The organism is Streptococcus australis, assembly GCF_019930045.1.
Taxonomy (GTDB): domain Bacteria; phylum Bacillota; class Bacilli; order Lactobacillales; family Streptococcaceae; genus Streptococcus; species Streptococcus australis_D.
Map to the genome: position 1 here is coordinate 1 of NZ_JAHZQQ010000028.1, position 14,877 is coordinate 14,877.

Sequence of the window (14,877 nt, forward strand, 5' to 3'; positions counted from 1 at the left end):
TAGCTTACAGAACTGCTTGTGAAGCTCTAGAGGATGAGTTCAAGTAAATGTTGCACTTATTCTTGCAATTTATCAAACAAAAAAAGCATCCCTTAGGATGCTAGTTTAGCTCCGCCAGTAGGACTCGAACCTACGACATCATGATTAACAGTCATGCGCTACTACCAACTGAGCTATGGCGGAATGAGATATAGTCCGTACGGGATTCGAACCCGTGTTACCGCCGTGAAAAGGCGGTGTCTTAACCCCTTGACCAACGGACCATGTCATTAACAGAACATATCCCATTATACCATCGATTCAAAAATTGTCAAGCCTTTTTCTGTATTTTATTTAATAATTCTTCGACCCTTTTCACCTGTGTACGAGAAACAGGGCAAGTTGTCTCCTCTTCTAACATCAAGAGTCTCTTGCGACGATCAAAATTGACAATCATTCTTTGATTCACTAGATAAGACTGATTAGGACTGAAGAAATGATTGTCCACATCTTTTTCAAGTATATCCTTGATAGTCCCTAAAAATTCCTTTTGAAAATTCTTTCCAACAAGTCGCAATTTGTGGGAAACTCCAGTTGTCTCAATGTACAATATATCTCGATATGGCACTCTAATTTCCATATTTTTGAAACTATACTCAAAGAAATCAATGATATTTTTATTTTCAATCACATTCTTCTTCAAGTAAAGAATGCATTCTCGAATTTTTTCTTTAAATAAGTTTTCATTCAAGGTTTTTTCAATAAATTCAAGAGCTGATACCTTGTAACGATAGGTAATGGTAGCAAATTCCGATTTCGTCGTGATAAAGGCAATAATCGCAAAAGGATTGACCTCACGAATCATTTGAGCTGCCTTGATACCAGCTTTTTCATCCCCTTTGATATCAATATCAAGGAAGAAAAGCTGATGAAAATCACCATTGGTTAGATATTCCTTTAGTTCAGTTATTTTACTGGTGGAAACAATATTTAATCGTAGGCCTTCCTCCTCAGCGATAGCTTTTACATGTTTCTCTACTCGAACTTGTTGAGAAATTTCGTCCTCTAGCAATACAATATTCATCTATCTTCCTTTCTCTCCAATAACTAAGCTTTGCGTAAATCTTCCATTGATCAATTCTGTCTCTAGAAAAATAGCAGCATATTCTCCAATAAGATCTTTTACAATCGCAAGCCCCATTCCTCTACGATCCCCTTTAGTTGAAAATCCCTTTTCATAGAGTTTATTCCAATTAATCGGCTCATCAGAAATAGAGTTCTTTATGATCAGATGCACTCCATTCGGCATATTAAAAACAGCTATTTGAACTTCTTTTTCTTGACTCATTTTAGCAGCTTCAATAGCATTATTGACTAAAATTCCGACGGTTCGTACAAGATCCAACAATCTCATTGGAACCTTTTCAATAATATCTTCTGTTTCAAAGGTTAGTTTGACACCGATTTCCTCCGCATAGATCCATCCTCTACTTAGGATACTTCTCAAAGCAGAATCTCGAATATTACCTAGGTCAAATCCTGTATATTCTTCTTTTTGGAGTTGGCCATAGCATTCCTCAAGAACATCTCTTTGAATTCGTTTAATATCCTCAATATTTTCTTCCTCAATCGCTAAATTTAAGGAAGTGATAATATTTCCAAAATCATGACGAAAACCTTTTAATTCTGAATAGAGGCCTTGAATTTTATTCATATACTGCTCCATTTGGCGCTGTTCAAACCTCTTTTGCTTCAACTCCATTTTCTTTTCATAACGATCTCGAACCGTCTTCATTTGAACCATGGTTCCGATAAAGATCAAGAAACAAATCGTTGCTACCATACTACCAAAACTATTGAAATGACCAATATCACTTATCCAATGAGAAGCATTCAATACTAAGGTTAAAATAAGATAACTAACAATCAATTCCTGGACAAATTTCTTAAAAACCCGCTCTTTAAAATAGAGAAGATTCACTTCGAGAATGGTTAATATCTTCATGATTAAAACAAGTGAGATAATTCGGATAGTCAAAAAATAATAGTCAGAGCATTGATGAATTATACTATCACCAAAAACAGAAGAAGTGATTACAGATAAAAATGTATCTGTACTTTCAACTGCTAAATAAATGACGAATGAATATAAAATAGCTATCTGACGTTGAAGATTACAAATAAAATAGTAATAAAGATACAGAAATAGTGGCCATAGACATAACATTAGATAATCAATATTTAAATCAAAATAATCTAAAAACATTGTAATCACAAATACAACAACAATGCCTAATCCTAAAATGAAACTATGACTGTACTTATTAAGTTTTTGATCAATTTTTAAAAAGGATAAAATAATTGTAAAAATAGTTAAAATTGAAAATAGGGTATTTAGAAACATCAGTTTCCTCCCCTACCAAAAATAAGCCCAATAAGTTCAGAAAAGTTGTTCTTCTTGCGTTTATCCCCTCCACAGATTTGCTGCAATTCTTTTTCTGTAAGAACTTTAAATGCCTTAGAAACTGTTGATGGATTGTTTTTCATAAAAAAAATCTCCTTATAATTTATTTGATCATTAAATTATTAAATTTAATATACATAAATTTTAGTAAAAAATCAAAGACTTTTTTAACATTTCCGCTATTTGGTTCATTTTTACAGCTATTTGGTACGAAAAATCTAGTTTTTGCAATTTTTTTATCCCATCTGTTTAGAAAAACTCTAGTTTTTTAAAAAACTAAGTAATAAAAAACGTGATTTGTATAAAAATCACGTTTTTTTATTTTGATCCCAGCAGGATTCGAACCTGCGACCGTTCGCTTAGAAGGCGAATGCTCTATCCAGCTGAGCTATGAGACCAGATGTCTTCTTATTCTATCAGAAAATAGGAGGAGCGTCAAGATTCATTTATGGTAGGGACTTCCCTGTTGAATCATAAATGCCCGATAGATTTGTTCGATTAAAACAAGCTTCATCAATTGATGGGGAAGGGTTAACTTTCCAAAACTCATAAGTAAATTCGCTCGTTTTTTAACAGCTGGAGATAAGCCTAGGCTCCCTCCAATCACGAAGGTAATTTCAGAATACCCTCGTACAGTCACCTCTTCTAAGGTTTGACTAAACTTCTCAGATGGAAATTGTTGCCCTTCAATCGCTAAGGCAATCACATACTCACGATCTCCAATTTTAGCTAATATGCGATTTCCTTCTTTTTCTAGGATTTGCTGATTTTCTAAATCACTAGCCCGATCAGGAGTTTTTTCATCCGGTAATTCTATCATTTCTATCTTCGTAAACCGCCCCAAACGTTTAGTATATTCAGCGATTCCATCTTTTAAATACTTTTCTTTTAATTTTCCAACTGTTACAATCTTAATTTTCATATTCATATTCTAACACAAATGAACTTATACACAAGTCTTAAACAAATAAACCTGCATCTATCTTTCAAAAAATGGCTCTATACTCACGTTTTTCACACTTGTACACAGTTTTCCACAACTTGTGGAAAAAAATTCCATTTTAAGTTATAATTAAGAAACTAGGTCTATACTTTTCCATAATTGGAACAATAGGAGAAAACTATGAAACAACCATCAAATTTTCTAAAAAAAGTTTTGCAACTTTTGCTTGTTCTTGTCATTGGGTTTACTGGAGGAATCTTAGGGACCTTGACCTCTTTCCAGTTTACCAAGGGGAATTCTACAAATTCTAGTCAAGAAATAAAATCTACCAAAGTCAATCGTGCTTATAAGAATACAACATCAACTAGTGAAGCCGTTGATAAGGTTAAAAATGCTGTTGTTTCTGTTATTACCTACGCTGAAACCTCTGAAAAAGGCTTCATCAATGGAGAAACAGATACTGATCCAGAAGTAGCTAGTGAAGGTTCAGGTGTTATCTATAAAAAAGATGGTAAAGACGCTTATGTAGTAACCAATGCTCACGTGTTAATGGGAGCAACAGAAGCAGATATTCTCTTTGCAGACGGAAATAAAGTTTCCGGAGAAGTTGTTGGTTCCGATACCTTCTCAGATATTGCGGTTGTCAAAATCAGTTCAGACAATGTTACGACCGTGGCTGAATTTGGAGATTCATCTAAGTTGACTGTCGGAGAGACCGCAATCGCTATTGGTAGTCCTTTAGGGACAAAATTTGCCAATTCCGTTACCCAAGGGATTGTCTCTAGTCTCGGACGTACTGTGAAGCTCAAATCAGAAGACGGCCAAAATGTGTCTACAAAAGCGTTGCAAACGGACGCTGCCATCAACCCAGGAAATTCTGGTGGTCCCCTTATCAATATTCAGGGACAAGTCATCGGAATTACCTCAAGTAAAATCTCTTCAAATGGGCAAACTGCGGTTGAAGGAATGGGATTTGCTATTCCTGTAAATGATGTGCAAAATATTATTGAACATTTAGAAAAAGATGGTAAAGTCATTCGTCCAGCTCTTGGAATTACCATGATGGACCTGGCTAACCTATCCTCTTCTGATCTTAGCCAATTAGACATTCCAAGCAAACTCAAAGGTGGGGTTCTTGTCCGCTCAGTTGAAAATGATATGCCGGCATCCAAGTATTTACGTCGTTTAGATATCATTACAAAAATCGATGATACAACCATTGAATCAACTGCAGATTTACAATCTGCCCTCTATTCTCATCAAATTGGTGATAAAATCAAAGTTATTTTCTATAGAGATGGTAAGCAAAAAACAGCAACCATTGAACTAACGAAATCTACAGAAAATCTTGGAAATTAAGTAAATTTACAACAGTGTCAACACACCTTTACGAAATTGTAAAGGTGTGTTATGCTATATACAACATGGAAAAAATTGATATTATTGACGTAAAGCAAATACGAACCAATCCTTTTCAACCTCGTCAAACCTTTGTACAAGAGAAATTAGAAGAACTCGCAGCCTCAATCAAAGAAAATGGATTAATCCAACCCATTATTGTTCGAAAATCTCCGATTGTTGGTTATGAACTACTTGCTGGAGAAAGACGCTACCGAGCAGCTCAAATAGCTGGTTTCAAAGAAATCCCAGCGATTATAAGAGAATTATCAGATGATGACATGATTAAACAAGCCATTATCGAAAATTTACAAAGAGAAGATTTGAATCCAATTGAAGAGGCCGAATCCTACCAACATCTTATTGATAAAGGGGCTACCCATGAAGAAATTGCTCAATTTATGGGAAAATCTCGGCCTTACATCAGCAACATGGTCCGGTTGCTTCATCTCTCACCAGCTGTCAAAGAAGCAATCAAAAACGAGCAAATTTCACAAGGACATGCCCGCATTTTAGTTCCCTTAAAGGAAGATCTACAAATCTATTGGCTGGAACGAATTCTGAAAGAAGGACTAAGCGTTCGTAGTTTGGAAGAAAAGGTTGGTCAAAAAAAGAAAAGGCCAAGTAAAAAAGAGAAAGAACTCTTTTTAGCACAGGAAGAAAATAGACTAAAAAAGATTCTAGGAACCGAAGTAGAAATCCATCTGACGAAACAAGAAAAAGGCAGTATCCATATTTCATTTAACAACCTTGATGAATACCAACGAATTATTAACAGTCTCAAATGAGGCTGTTATTTTTTATAGAACAATTAACAGATTTATCCACTTATTTAAAACTCTTCCATACTTGATATTCCTACTTTCTTCTCTCTTATCCCCAACTTGTGGAAAACTTCTACACACATTGGGGATAACTATTCACATATTGTGGAAAAAACTCTTTTTTATTCCCTCAGAACAAGTTGTGGAAAACTCCCTCCTTTTATGATAAAATAAGAAAAACATAGCAAGTAAAAATGAATAGGAGGGCGATAAGTGTCAAGAGAAGAAACGTTCTGGAATCGTGTGATTGAATTAAGTAAAAAGACATTTAAAAAAGAAATCTTTGACTATTTTGTCCTTACTTCAAGACTCATCAAAGTCGATCAACAAGAAGCCGTTATTTATTTAGATGCAGAAGTAAAAAAATTATTCTGGGAAGAAAATATGACAAAGGTGATTCTGACTGCTGGATTTGAAATTTATGCAGTAGAATTAACCATTTCCTATCAATTCAATCTTGAAGAAGAGGAAGAAGAAAAGGAGTTTATTCCCCTTTCAGAAATGAATAGAGACTATGCAGTGAGCCATGCTCCGATAGTAGATTTGCCTCCTATCCAAACAGGATTAAAAAAGAAATACACCTTTGATAATTTTGTAAGTGGAGACGGAAATCAATGGGCTTTGGCTGCCGCTTTAGCAGTTTCTGAAAACCTTGCTACCACTTATAATCCTTTATTTATCTATGGAGGACCCGGTTTAGGTAAAACGCATTTGCTCAACGCGATTGGGAATCAGATTATGGAAAACTACCCAAATGCTCGAGTAAAATACATCCCAGCAGAATCATTTATCAATGAATTTTTAGAGCGTCTTCGCCTCAATGATATGGATACTTTTAAAAAGACCTATCGAAACTTGGATCTGCTCTTAATTGATGATATTCAATCGCTTGGAGGAAAAAAGGTTACAACTCAAGAAGAGTTCTTTAATACCTTTAATGCTCTTTATGGGGATAATAAGCAGATTGTCCTAACAAGCGATCGTAGTCCTGATCATTTAGATAGCTTAGAAGAACGTCTTGTCACGCGCTTTAAGTGGGGCTTGACGCAAAATATTACACCGCCAGATTTTGAAACTCGAATCGCTATTTTGAGAAATAAAATCGAAGACCTGGACTTTACTTTCCCGGATGATACACTCGAATACCTAGCAGGTCAATTTGATTCTAACGTCCGAGACTTAGAAGGTGCGTTGAATGATATCTCTCTCGTGGCAAGAGTTAAAAAAATCAAAGATATTACAATTGATGTCGCAGCTGAAGCCATTCGAGCTCGTAAGAATGAAGCCTTACAAATTACGGTGATTCCTATTGAAAAGATCCAAACAGAAGTTGGAAAATTTTACAATGTCAGTGTCAATGAAATGAAAGGCTCTCGACGGGTTCAAAATATTGTCCTAGCTCGACAAGTAGCTATGTACCTCGCCCGCGAGATGACCGACAATAGTCTTCCTCGTATTGGTCGTGAATTTGGAGGAAAAGACCACACAACGGTCATGCATGCTTATGAAAAAATCAAAGGGATGATCGAAATTGATGACAATCTCAGACTCGAGATTCAAACCATCAAGAAAAAATTAAAGTAATCCTATGTGGACAATCCTAGAAAAACTTGCTTCTTTTTCCACATGTTGTGAACAAGGCACTTTTCAATTCCTGTCTGGCTTTAGACGAGTTTTCCACATGTTCCACACACTCTACTATTACTATTAACTTACTAATACTAAAATAATAAAAGGAGATCTCATGATCAATTTTTCTATTAACAAGGCTTATTTCCTGCAAGCTTTAAATACGACAAAAAGAGCCATTAGTTCAAAAAATGCAATTCCAATCTTATCCACTATTAAGATTGATGTAACTTCTGAAGGGATTACTCTCATTGGATCAAATGGACAAATCTCAATTGAATACTTTATTTCTGTTAAAGATGAAAATGCAGGCCTTCTAGTAACGACACCAGGTGCTATTCTTTTAGAAGCAACTTTCTTTATCAATGTTGTGTCCAGTCTACCAGATGTCGTTTTAGATGTGAAAGAAATCGAACAAAAACAAATTGTATTAGTTAGTGGAAAATCAGAAATTACCCTTAAAGGGAAAGATGCAGAACAATATCCCCGCATCCAAGAAATTTCAGCCAGCAACCCTCTAACGCTCCCAATTCAAACTTTGAAGAAAATCATTTCTGAGACAGCTTTTGCAGCAAGTACCCAAGAAAGTCGTCCGATTTTGACAGGAGTTCATTTTGTTCTTTCTGATCACAAGGAATTAAAAACGGTGGCAACGGATTCTCATCGAATGAGTCAAAAAAATATTACCCTTGAAAAAAATGGGGATAACTTTGATGTTGTGATTCCAAGCCGTTCTTTACGCGAATTAACGTCTGTCTTTTCAGATGAGATTGAACAGGTTGAAGTCTTCTTTGCCAATAACCAGATTTTATTTAGAAGTGACAATATCAGTTTCTACACACGCCTATTGGAAGGAAACTATCCAGATACGGATCGCTTGATTCCAACAGAGTTTAGTTCGGAAGTAACTTTTAAAGTTGCTCATCTTCGCCAAGCCATGGAACGGGCCCGCTTGTTGTCTAATGCTACTCAAAACGGTACTGTTAAATTAGAAATCGCTAGTGGGGTCGTTTCTGCCCACGTCAATTCTCCTGAGGTAGGGCGCGTGAATGAAGAAATTGATACAGAAGCAGTTTCAGGGGATGATTTAAACATCAGCTTTAATCCAACTTATTTAATCGACGCTTTGAAAGCCATTGAAAGTGAAAAAGTCGTCATTCGCTTCATCTCTGCAGTTCGTCCCTTTACTTTGGTACCAGCAGAGGAATCTGAACGCTTCATTCAATTAATTACACCAGTTCGGACCAATTAAGGGCCAAAAGCTAGCATTGAACAGGCTAGCTTTTCGTCTTATATGTTGATGAAAGGAAAATCCATGTATCAGGTCGGTGATTTTGTAGAAATGAAAAAACCCCATGCTTGTATCATCAAAGCAACAGGGAAAAAAGCCAATCGTTGGGAAATTCGACGAGTAGGGGCAGATATTAAAATTCGTTGTAGCAATTGTGATCATATAGTCATGATGAGCCGTCATGATTTTGATCGAAAAATGAAAAAAGTATTGTAAAAGAGAGTGGGACAGAAATCGGTAATTGGTTAGAATTCGATTTCGTCGTCCCACCTCCGCACAGTTGAGTAGGGCTGTAAAAGCTGATGAAATCAGCGTAGTAGAGCCCACTCAACCACTGCGTCTTGCTCGACAATCCAAAGACAATTGAGAGGCTAGGACTTTTGTCCCAGCCTCTTTTGTATTATTATTTTAATTCTTCAAATTTTCCATCTTTTACTTCTTTGAAGCCATTAGATTTAAAGGTTTTAAGTGTTGTCTTGTAGCCAATGTAATCAACATTTTGATTTTCTTGTGCAGCAATTAACTGATTTTCTTGTAATTCTTTTAAATCTGCCTTGGTATAATCAATCTTTGTTTTTTCAACGACATAGTCATCCTTATATTCTGCAGAGTGTGAGAATCCTTTGACATCTTTGAATTTTTTATCGTATTCATCAATAACTTTTTTTAATTGTTCTTTTGGCAATCCTGTACCTTCGTAGTAGATAACACTTGTAGAATCTGTACTTAGAATTTTATCACCCTGATATTCAACAATGACACGAATGTCTGTTTTCTTATCTTGGTCAATCAATTGAAGGTAACCTTTTTTTGTACTTTGTCCACAAGCTCCCAGAAGAAAGAGAGTAAAGATAGCTAAAAGAGGCAGAAGGATCGATTTAATTGATAGTTTTTTCATGACGAAAACTCCTTTATTATTATTGGTTTGATTATACCATATTCTTATGGAATTGGACAGGTGACTGTTAGTTTTAAGGGAGAGCATTTTTTCATCATCTTGTGCTTTGAATTATGTTATAATAAAAGGGATTGAAATGTGAACGGAGAAGAAGAAAAATGGCTTTAACAGCAGGTATCGTTGGTTTGCCAAACGTTGGTAAATCAACCCTATTTAACGCAATTACAAAAGCAGGAGCAGAGGCTGCAAACTATCCCTTTGCGACCATTGATCCAAATGTTGGGATGGTAGAAGTTCCAGATGAACGCCTCCAAAAATTAACGGAAATGATCACTCCTAAGAAGACAGTTCCGACAACCTTTGAATTTACAGATATAGCAGGGATTGTAAAAGGTGCTTCTAAAGGGGAAGGACTTGGTAATAAATTCTTGGCCAACATTCGTGAAGTGGATGCCATTGTCCATGTGGTACGTGCTTTTGATGATGAAAATGTCATGCGGGAGCAAGGCCGTGAAGATGCCTTTGTCGATCCACTAGCAGATATTGATACCATTAACCTAGAATTGATTCTGGCTGACTTAGAATCTGTGAATAAACGCTATGCGCGTGTGGAAAAGATGGCCCGTACGCAAAAGGACAAGGATTCCGTTGCAGAATTTAATGTCCTCCAAAAGATTAAGCCAGTGCTTGAAGATGGGAAGTCAGCTCGTACCATCGAATTCACAGACGAAGAACAAAAAGTTGTCAAAGGTCTCTTCCTCTTGACCACTAAACCAGTTCTTTATGTAGCGAATGTGGATGAGGATGTGGTTGGAGACCCAGACTCTATTGATTATGTGAAACAAATTCGTGAATTCGCAGAAACAGAAAATGCAGAGGTAGTGGTGATTTCTGCGCGTGCAGAGGAAGAAATCTCTGAATTAGACGATGAAGATAAAAAAGAGTTTCTTGAAGCCATTGGTTTAACAGAATCAGGTGTGGATAAGTTGACGCGTGCAGCTTACCATTTACTTGGACTTGGAACTTACTTCACAGCTGGTGAAAAAGAAGTTCGCGCGTGGACTTTTAAACGTGGTATGAAAGCTCCTCAAGCAGCTGGAATTATCCACTCAGACTTTGAAAAAGGATTTATCCGTGCTGTAACCATGTCTTATGATGATTTGGTCAAATATGGATCTGAAAAGGCCGTAAAAGAAGCTGGACGCTTGCGTGAAGAAGGAAAAGAATACGTTGTCCAAGATGGGGACATCATGGAATTCCGCTTCAATGTATAAAAAAAACAAGTAAATAACCAAAAGGTTGGAAAAAAACTTCCAGCCCTTTTGGCTTTTGAAAGGGAAAATAAATGACAAAATTAATCGTCGGATTGGGAAATCCGGGAGATAAGTATGTAGAAACCAAACACAATGTAGGGTTTATGTTAGTGGATCAGCTGGCGAAGTCTCTCAATCTCACCTTTTCACATGATAAGATTTTTCAAGCAGATGTGACATCCACCTTTATAGATGGAGAAAAGGTCTTTTTGGTCAAGCCAACCACTTTTATGAATGAGAGTGGCAAGGCCGTGCACGCGCTTTTGACCTATTATGGCTTAGAGGTGGAAGATTTGGTCGTTATTTATGACGACTTGGATATGGAAGTTGGCAAGATTCGTCTTCGGGCCAAAGGATCAGCTGGAGGCCACAACGGAATCAAATCAATTATCAACCATATTGGAACTCAGACCTTTAATCGCATCAAGATTGGAATCGGGAGACCCAAGCATGGCATGTCAGTAGTCCACCATGTCTTAGGGAAATTCGATCAGGATGATTATGCTACCATCCTCCTTGCTATCGACAAATCAGAAGAAGCCCTTCGCTTTTATTTAAAAGAAGGTCAGTTTGAAATAACAATGCAACAATACAATGGATAAATATAAGACACTGGTTGATTTATTTCAACAGAATAAAGATATCAGAAAATGGCAACAGGACCAGCAAAAAAGAAGTCGCTCTCTACTACTAGGATTGTCTTCGTCTACGAAAGCTATTACCATGGCGACAGTTGTCGAAGACGGACACAAGGTCTTGGTCTTGACCTCCTCTCAAAATGAAGCAGAACGTCTCGCCAGTGATCTATTGGGATTATTAGGCGAAGAAAAGGTCTATCTTTTCCTTGGAGATGACAATCCCTTGGCAGAATTTGTCTTTGCTTCCCAGGAACGGATCTTTTCTCGTTTGGAAGCTCTGGACTTTCTCCTAGCTCCAGAAAAAGAAGGAATCGTTATTGCCAATGTAAGTGGTAGTCGTTTGCTCTTACCTCATCCAAAGACTGTCAGCTCTATGATTCAATCTTTCTCTGTTGGAGCAGAACGAAATCTGACAGAATTGAAAGATACCCTACTGGCCATGGGCTATCAAAAGGTTTCACAGGTAAGCCAACAGGGAGAGTTTAGTCTTCGAGGGGATATTGTAGATCTTTTTGAAGCCAGTCAAGATTTCCCTTATCGCCTAGAATTTTTTGGAGATGAGATTGATGGCATTCGGACTTTTTCTCCAGAGACTCAACGTTCACTAGAAAATCTAGATGCGATAACGGTTCATCCAGTTAGTGACATGTTACTAACTAAAGATGATTTTCTAAGAGGACAGAAGAACCTAGAAAATCTGATTCAAAAAAGCCCCAATCCAGAGTTCAAATCCTATTTGACAGAGATTCTCACAGAAGTGCATCACCAGCGTCTTCATGCAGATAGTCGAAAATTTCTCTCTCTTTTTTATCAGCAAACCTACACCCTCTTTGATTATCTACCTAAACATGCTCCAGTTTTTTTGGATGATTACCATAAAATCATGGATCAGGAGGCGCAGTTTGATGTAGAAGTTGCCAATCTTTTGACAGAGGACCTACAAAAGAGTCGCTCTTTCGCAGAAGCCCAGTATTTTGCGGACAATAGTGCTCTTTTACGCACTTATAAACCAGCTTCTTATTTTTCAAATTTCCAAAAAGGCTTGGGAAATCTGCGATTTGATGCCCTCTATTCTTTCAATCAATACCCTATGCAGGAATTCTTCAGTCAGTTTACTCTCTTAAAAGATGAAATTGACCGTTTCCGTAAACAAGACTATACGGTTATTCTTCAGGTGACGAGTAAACAAGGTTTCCAGCAGTTACAAGAGCACTTGAGAGATTATGGGATTGATCTGGATTATCTTGCACCTGATCAGCTTCATCCTGGACAGAGCCAGTTGGTCATCGGCGGTTTAGCGCGTGGCTTCCACTTTGTGGATGAGAAGATTGTCCTCATTACAGAGACAGAAATCTTCCAGAAAAAGGTTAAACGAAAGATTCGTCGGCAAACCATTTCCAACGCGGAGCGGTTAAAAAACTACAATGAGTTGGAAAAGGGAGACTACGTTGTTCACCAGGTTCATGGAATTGGTCAGTATTTGGGACTAGAAACCATTGAAATTTCTGGCGTCCATCGAGACTATGTCTCCATCCAATATCAAAATGGAGACCGGATTTCCATTCCTGTGGATCAAATCCAGATGCTGTCCAAGTATGTTGCGAGTGATGGCAAGCCTCCTAAAATCAACAAACTCAACGATGGTCGTTTCCAAAAGGCCAAACAAAAGGTTCGTCAGGAAGTAGAGGATATTGCAGATGATCTGATTCAACTCTATGCAGAGCGAAGCCAATTGCAAGGATTTGCCTTTACTCCAGACGATGAGAACCAAGAAGCTTTTGATCAGGCCTTTCCCTATATTGAAACAGATGATCAGATTCGCTCGATCCAAGAAATCAAGAAGGACATGGAGTCTTCAAGCCCTATGGATCGCCTCTTGGTTGGAGACGTGGGTTTTGGGAAGACAGAAGTTGCTATGCGAGCAGCCTTTAAAGCTGTCAAAGATCACAAACAAGTAGCCGTATTAGTTCCGACAACGGTCCTAGCTCAACAGCACTATGCCAATTTCAAAGAACGCTTTGAGGCCTTTCCAGTAGAAGTTGATGTCTTGAGTCGTTTCCGGAGTCGTGCTGAGCAAAAAGAAACCTTGGAAAAACTTAAAAAAGGCCAGGTCGATATTTTGATTGGAACCCACCGTCTCTTATCTAAGGATGTAGAATTTGCGGATCTTGGGCTCATTGTGATTGATGAGGAGCAACGTTTCGGTGTCAAACACAAGGAAACCCTCAAGGAGTTAAAGAAAAAGGTTGATGTCTTAACCTTAACGGCAACGCCCATTCCTCGGACCCTTCACATGTCTATGTTGGGGATTCGGGATCTATCTGTTATTGAAACCCCACCGACCAATCGCTATCCCGTCCAAACTTATGTCCTAGAAACCAATCCAACCATTATCCGAGATGCCATTCGTCGGGAGATGGATCGGGGAGGGCAGGTCTATTATCTTTACAACAAAGTAGACACCATTGAGCAAAAGGTTTCAGAGTTACAAGAACTGGTTCCAGAAGCTTCTATTGGTTTTGTCCATGGACAGATGAGTGAAGTGCGGTTGGAAAACACCTTAATGGACTTTATTGAAGGTGAGTATGATATTTTAGTTACAACCACCATTATTGAAACAGGAGTGGATATCCCAAATGCTAATACCCTCTTTATTGAGAATGCCGACCATATGGGCTTGTCTACCCTTTACCAATTGAGAGGCCGGGTTGGACGAAGCAATCGCATTGCCTACGCCTACTTGATGTATCGGCCGGATAAAACCTTGACAGAAGTTTCTGAAAAGCGTCTTGAAGCCATTAAAGGATTCACTGAATTGGGATCTGGTTTTAAGATTGCTATGCGAGACTTGTCTATTCGTGGTGCTGGGAATATTTTAGGAGCTTCTCAATCTGGTTTTATCGATTCCGTCGGATTTGAAATGTATTCACAGTTACTCGAAGCTGCGATTGAGAAGAAACAAGGAAAAGAGAAAAAACGCCAAAAAGGAAATGCAGAGCTCAATCTCCAAATTGATGCCTACATTCCAAGTGATTATATCTCCGATGAACGTCAAAAAATTGAAATTTACAAACGCATTCGAGAAATTCAAGTTCAAGAAGATTATGAACTCTTGCAAGATGAATTGATTGATCGATTCGGAGAATACCCAGATGTGGTAGCCTATCTCTTAGAAATAGGGTTTATCAAATCTTATCTGGACCAGGTCTTTGTTAAAGTAGTCGATCGAAAAGACCAGCAACTAACAGTGAAATTTGAGCCAATTACCAAGCAACTTTTCTTGACTCAAGATTATTTTGCTGCCTTATCAGTAACTAAATTAAAAGCTCGTATTGCAGAAAGCCAAGGATTGATTGAATTAATCTTTGATGTGAAAAATAAAAAAGACTTCGAAATTTTAGCAGGCTTGCGACAATTTGGGGAAAAATTACTGGCCATCAAGCAGGAAAAAATGGAAAATCAAGACTAGGAAGAAAGATTTTACTAGGCTCTTTCTAAAA

At 37.6% G+C, this 14,877-nt stretch carries 13 protein-coding genes and 3 tRNA genes; 8 read left to right on the forward strand and 8 right to left on the reverse strand.

Features of this window, described 5'->3' with window-relative positions; all coding sequences use genetic code 11:
* Window positions 1-109 precede the first annotated feature (109 nt).
* The 7 genes from K1J10_RS06430 to rlmH all read right to left on the reverse strand — a co-directional run bounded on the left by K1J10_RS06430 (window position 110) and on the right by rlmH (window position 3,365).
* Window positions 110-183 (reverse strand) — tRNA-Asn (locus K1J10_RS06430).
* Window positions 184-191: 8 nt separating this feature from the next.
* Window positions 192-263: transfer RNA gene (locus tag K1J10_RS06435), tRNA-Glu, on the reverse strand.
* Window positions 264-310: 47 nt separating this feature from the next.
* Window positions 311-1,063 (reverse strand): response regulator transcription factor, encoded by a 753-nt coding sequence (locus tag K1J10_RS06440; protein ID WP_006595334.1) that lies wholly within the window; start codon window positions 1,061-1,063, stop codon window positions 311-313.
* On the reverse strand, window positions 1,064-2,383 hold the full coding sequence (locus K1J10_RS06445; RefSeq protein WP_223356282.1) for a sensor histidine kinase: 1,320 nt from the start codon (window positions 2,381-2,383) through the stop codon (window positions 1,064-1,066).
* The gene (locus tag K1J10_RS06450) at window positions 2,383-2,526 is read right to left on the reverse strand and encodes a bacteriocin (protein WP_117744856.1); all 144 of its coding nucleotides are present in this window, start codon (window positions 2,524-2,526) and stop codon (window positions 2,383-2,385) included. Before K1J10_RS06450 ends, K1J10_RS06445 begins: the two co-directional genes overlap by 1 nt.
* A gap of 241 nt (window positions 2,527-2,767) precedes the next feature.
* A tRNA-Arg gene (locus tag K1J10_RS06455) sits at window positions 2,768-2,841 on the reverse strand.
* A gap of 44 nt (window positions 2,842-2,885) precedes the next feature.
* Entirely contained in the window at window positions 2,886-3,365 is a 480-nt protein-coding gene (rlmH, locus tag K1J10_RS06460) for a 23S rRNA (pseudouridine(1915)-N(3))-methyltransferase RlmH (protein ID WP_125329322.1), read from the reverse strand.
* Between the two features lie 201 nt (window positions 3,366-3,566).
* On the opposite strand from rlmH, the gene K1J10_RS06465 reads away from it, so the two are divergent.
* The 5 genes from K1J10_RS06465 to K1J10_RS06485 all read left to right on the forward strand — a co-directional run bounded on the left by K1J10_RS06465 (window position 3,567) and on the right by K1J10_RS06485 (window position 8,744).
* Window positions 3,567-4,745 carry a S1C family serine protease gene (locus K1J10_RS06465; protein WP_223356284.1) on the forward strand — a complete coding sequence of 393 codons (1,179 nt, stop codon included), beginning with the start codon at window positions 3,567-3,569 and terminating at the stop codon, window positions 4,743-4,745.
* 65 nt (window positions 4,746-4,810) lie between these two features.
* Window positions 4,811-5,572, forward strand: a complete 762-nt coding sequence (locus tag K1J10_RS06470) for a ParB/RepB/Spo0J family partition protein (protein ID WP_126405019.1) — start codon at window positions 4,811-4,813, stop codon at window positions 5,570-5,572.
* A gap of 249 nt (window positions 5,573-5,821) precedes the next feature.
* Window positions 5,822-7,192, forward strand: coding sequence for a chromosomal replication initiator protein DnaA (dnaA, locus tag K1J10_RS06475; RefSeq protein WP_223356286.1), 1,371 nt, complete (start codon window positions 5,822-5,824; stop codon window positions 7,190-7,192).
* A gap of 160 nt (window positions 7,193-7,352) precedes the next feature.
* Window positions 7,353-8,489 carry a DNA polymerase III subunit beta gene (dnaN, locus tag K1J10_RS06480; protein ID WP_006595327.1) on the forward strand — a complete coding sequence of 379 codons (1,137 nt, stop codon included), beginning with the start codon at window positions 7,353-7,355 and terminating at the stop codon, window positions 8,487-8,489.
* A 63-nt stretch (window positions 8,490-8,552) separates the two neighbouring features.
* The gene (locus tag K1J10_RS06485; RefSeq protein ID WP_048789287.1) at window positions 8,553-8,744 is read left to right on the forward strand and encodes a DUF951 domain-containing protein; all 192 of its coding nucleotides are present in this window, start codon (window positions 8,553-8,555) and stop codon (window positions 8,742-8,744) included.
* 187 nt (window positions 8,745-8,931) lie between these two features.
* On the opposite strand, the gene K1J10_RS06490 is transcribed toward K1J10_RS06485, so the two are convergent.
* Complete coding sequence (locus tag K1J10_RS06490) at window positions 8,932-9,426, reverse strand: DUF1307 domain-containing protein (protein WP_223356288.1); 495 nt, start codon at window positions 9,424-9,426, stop codon at window positions 8,932-8,934.
* Window positions 9,427-9,584: 158 nt separating this feature from the next.
* Here K1J10_RS06490 and ychF point away from each other — a divergent pair, with 158 nt between their 5' ends.
* The 3 genes from ychF to mfd all read left to right on the forward strand — a co-directional run bounded on the left by ychF (window position 9,585) and on the right by mfd (window position 14,846).
* Window positions 9,585-10,700: a redox-regulated ATPase YchF gene (gene ychF, locus K1J10_RS06495; RefSeq protein WP_048690434.1), complete on the forward strand. Its 1,116-nt coding sequence runs from the start codon at window positions 9,585-9,587 to the stop codon at window positions 10,698-10,700.
* Window positions 10,701-10,771: 71 nt separating this feature from the next.
* Window positions 10,772-11,341, forward strand: coding sequence for an aminoacyl-tRNA hydrolase (pth, locus tag K1J10_RS06500; RefSeq protein WP_223356290.1), 570 nt, complete (start codon window positions 10,772-10,774; stop codon window positions 11,339-11,341).
* On the forward strand, window positions 11,334-14,846 hold the full coding sequence (gene mfd / locus K1J10_RS06505) for a transcription-repair coupling factor (RefSeq protein WP_223356292.1): 3,513 nt from the start codon (window positions 11,334-11,336) through the stop codon (window positions 14,844-14,846). The genes pth and mfd overlap by 8 nt, the downstream gene beginning before the upstream one ends.
* The last annotated feature ends 31 nt before the right edge of the window (window positions 14,847-14,877 follow it).

What these genes read in the sequence shown, in the direction of transcription:
- K1J10_RS06485 (WP_048789287.1), top strand. Translation starts at nt 8,553, where the DNA reads ATGTATCAGGTCGGTGATTTTGTAGAAATGAAAAAACCCCATGCTTGT.
- ychF (WP_048690434.1), top strand. Translation starts at nt 9,585, where the DNA reads ATGGCTTTAACAGCAGGTATCGTTGGTTTGCCAAACGTTGGTAAATCA.
- K1J10_RS06465 (WP_223356284.1), top strand. Translation starts at nt 3,567, where the DNA reads ATGAAACAACCATCAAATTTTCTAAAAAAAGTTTTGCAACTTTTGCTT.
- rlmH (WP_125329322.1), bottom strand. Translation starts at nt 3,365, where the DNA reads ATGAAAATTAAGATTGTAACAGTTGGAAAATTAAAAGAAAAGTATTTA.
- K1J10_RS06445 (WP_223356282.1), bottom strand. Translation starts at nt 2,383, where the DNA reads ATGTTTCTAAATACCCTATTTTCAATTTTAACTATTTTTACAATTATT.
- pth (WP_223356290.1), top strand. Translation starts at nt 10,772, where the DNA reads ATGACAAAATTAATCGTCGGATTGGGAAATCCGGGAGATAAGTATGTA.
- dnaN (WP_006595327.1), top strand. Translation starts at nt 7,353, where the DNA reads ATGATCAATTTTTCTATTAACAAGGCTTATTTCCTGCAAGCTTTAAAT.
- K1J10_RS06490 (WP_223356288.1), bottom strand. Translation starts at nt 9,426, where the DNA reads ATGAAAAAACTATCAATTAAATCGATCCTTCTGCCTCTTTTAGCTATC.
- K1J10_RS06470 (WP_126405019.1), top strand. Translation starts at nt 4,811, where the DNA reads ATGGAAAAAATTGATATTATTGACGTAAAGCAAATACGAACCAATCCT.
- mfd (WP_223356292.1), top strand. Translation starts at nt 11,334, where the DNA reads ATGGATAAATATAAGACACTGGTTGATTTATTTCAACAGAATAAAGAT.
- K1J10_RS06450 (WP_117744856.1), bottom strand. Translation starts at nt 2,526, where the DNA reads ATGAAAAACAATCCATCAACAGTTTCTAAGGCATTTAAAGTTCTTACA.
- K1J10_RS06440 (WP_006595334.1), bottom strand. Translation starts at nt 1,063, where the DNA reads ATGAATATTGTATTGCTAGAGGACGAAATTTCTCAACAAGTTCGAGTA.